This is a genomic window from Mesorhizobium sp. M7D.F.Ca.US.004.03.1.1 (assembly GCF_003998635.1).
Classification (GTDB): Bacteria; Pseudomonadota; Alphaproteobacteria; order Rhizobiales; family Rhizobiaceae; genus Mesorhizobium; species Mesorhizobium loti.
On sequence record NZ_RZQG01000934.1, the window covers coordinates 1 to 2,238 of the forward strand.

Annotated in this window: 3 protein-coding genes and 1 pseudogene; 3 read left to right on the forward strand and 1 reads right to left on the reverse strand. The window is 61.6% G+C overall.

The features are described 5' to 3' along the window. Window positions 1–418, reverse strand: a pseudogene (locus tag EN935_RS32130) (glycosyltransferase family 4 protein); the annotation flags it as partial. Between EN935_RS32130 and EN935_RS32135 the strand changes: the two are divergent. The 3 genes from EN935_RS32135 to EN935_RS32145 all read left to right on the forward strand — a co-directional run. Further along, complete coding sequence (locus tag EN935_RS32135; protein ID WP_245489107.1) at window positions 417–1,277, forward strand: class I SAM-dependent methyltransferase; 861 nt, start codon at window positions 417–419, stop codon at window positions 1,275–1,277. The pseudogene EN935_RS32130 and the gene EN935_RS32135 overlap by 2 nt on opposite strands. Before the next feature lie 233 nt (window positions 1,278–1,510). Next, window positions 1,511–1,807 carry a co-chaperone GroES gene (groES, locus tag EN935_RS32140; protein WP_006203049.1) on the forward strand — a complete coding sequence of 99 codons (297 nt, stop codon included), beginning with the start codon at window positions 1,511–1,513 and terminating at the stop codon, window positions 1,805–1,807. A 62-nt stretch (window positions 1,808–1,869) separates the two neighbouring features. Beyond that, a partial coding sequence (locus tag EN935_RS32145; protein WP_281040379.1) for a TCP-1/cpn60 chaperonin family protein occupies window positions 1,870–2,238 on the forward strand: 369 nt, incomplete at its 3' end.

Below are 2,238 nucleotides of genomic sequence, written 5' to 3' on the forward strand. Positions count from 1 at the left end.
GAAACGGCCTCGGCTTTCCGGCACGCAGCGATCGCCGGTTGAGCGCCTGCTCCCGCACCCCGAGATTGTTGAGATTACTCTTGACGATGACTGGCCCTTGCCAGTCGTCATCCTTGCCGATCAAGGCGCCACTGACGCGTCGTTTGGAGATGTCGGCAGCCCCGATGTTCAGGCAGAAGGGAAAAGCGCGTGCGTATTCGACATATTCGGGTGGCGTCACGGTCGCATCGACGTGTAGCACCGCGATGTCGGCCTCCGGCTTTGCCGACGTTCCGGCGATTATGCGGACGGAATGACCGCGTCGCTTCAGTTCCTTCAGCAGATCGAAAAGCATATAGGAACTGCCGCGGCGAAACAGCGGGCCGCGCCAGCGTTCGAACCTGTCGAACTCATGCGTAATAACCGCGATGCGTGTCATGCCGCTTGGTCTCATTAGCGTCCTCGATTATAGCTGCAAATACAATGCCGGCTTGGGGCTGTGGATGACCGACCATTGGAATGCCATTCGAGGGCACTGGCAGTTGCTCGGACCACCGTTGCGGCCGCCGGCTGAAGCGGTTGAGGCCTATGAGCGCGAGCTCAACCTTTCGAAGGCGCACGTCGTTCTGCTTGGCGTGACGCCGGAACTCGCCGGGCTCGGGACGACGATGACGGCCGTTGACGAATCTTCCGACATGATCGCCGGTATCTGGCCAGGCGACACCGCGTTGCGAAAGGCAATCAACGGCGACTGGCTCGACTTGCCGGTGTCGAACGCAAGCATCGATGCGGTGATCGGCGACGGCTGCCTGTCGGCGCTCGGCCTTTCAACCGGGCGCCGGGCGCTGTTTGCGGCAATCGCTGGCGTACTGCGCACCGACGGCCGCGCGGGACTGCGTCTCTTTGCCGGTCCGGAAACACCGGAAGACCCGGCGGCGCTGCCGGCGTTTGCACTGTCGGGCGGTGTCTCGACCTTCCATGAACTCAAATGGCGCGTCGCCATGACCGCGACGGGCGATGCGCCCGACCATGCCATTCCGGTCAGGACGATCGCGGAAAGTTTCGATGCGTTGTTTCCTGACCGCGAAGAGCTTTCGGCTCGCACGGGCTGGGACCTGCCCACCATCGGCACCATCGATGTCTATCGGAACTCGCCGGCCATCTACAGCTTCGCGCCGGCGACAACACTGGTGAGCGAGGCGAAAGCGTTCTTTGGCGATGTCCGCATCGCTTTAACCGGGAGCTATGGGCTTGCCGAGCGATGCCCGCTGTTGGTGCTGCGAGCGCCAAGACACTGAAGACAGCAGGACGGCGTTTCAAGCCGGGGCGCGCGCAACCCAGGCTTTCTGAAATCGTGCGGCAGCATGAGAAAAATTTCGCGCGCATCGCAGTCTTCGCGCACCTTGACTCTCAAAGGTCGGCGGCCTATTTCAGCGCCACGTTAGCACTCTCCATTGGTGAGTGCTAACCATAGGTCCGGCGCCGCCGGATGGAGGAACTGTTTCTCACCGTTCTCATCGAGGAAGAAAAAATGGCAAAGTCGAAGTTCCGCCCGCTTCATGACCGCGTGGTCGTTCGCCGGGTCGAATCCGAATCCAAGACCGCCGGCGGGATCATCATCCCGGATACGGCAAAGGAAAAGCCGCAGGAAGGCGAGATCATCGCTGTCGGCTCCGGCGCTCGTGACGAAGCTGGCAAGCTGGTCCCGCTGGACGTCAAGGCTGGCGACCGCATCCTGTTCGGCAAGTGGTCGGGCACCGAAGTCAAGCTCAATGGCGAAGACCTTCTGATCATGAAGGAATCCGACATCATGGGCATCATCGGCTGATTATCGGCCTCACCGTCAACTGAATTCCCGGGCTTACTCCAAGCCCTTGCCAGGAGCTAAAAATGGCTGCCAAAGACGTAAAATTCTCCCGTGATGCCCGCGAGCGCATGCTGCGCGGCGTCAACATCCTCGCCGACGCGGTGAAGGTCACGCTCGGCCCCAAGGGCCGCAACGTCGTCATCGACAAGTCGTTCGGCGCCCCGCGCATCACCAAGGACGGCGTCACCGTCGCCAAGGAAATCGAGCTTGAGGACAAGTTCGAGAACATGGGCGCGCAGATGGTCCGCGAAGTTGCTTCGAAGACCAACGACATCGCCGGCGACGGCACCACGACCGCAACCGTTCTGGCACAGTCGATCGTCCAGGAAGGCCACAAGGCCGTTGCCGCCGGCATGAACCCGATGGACCTGAAGCGCGGCATCGATCTGGCC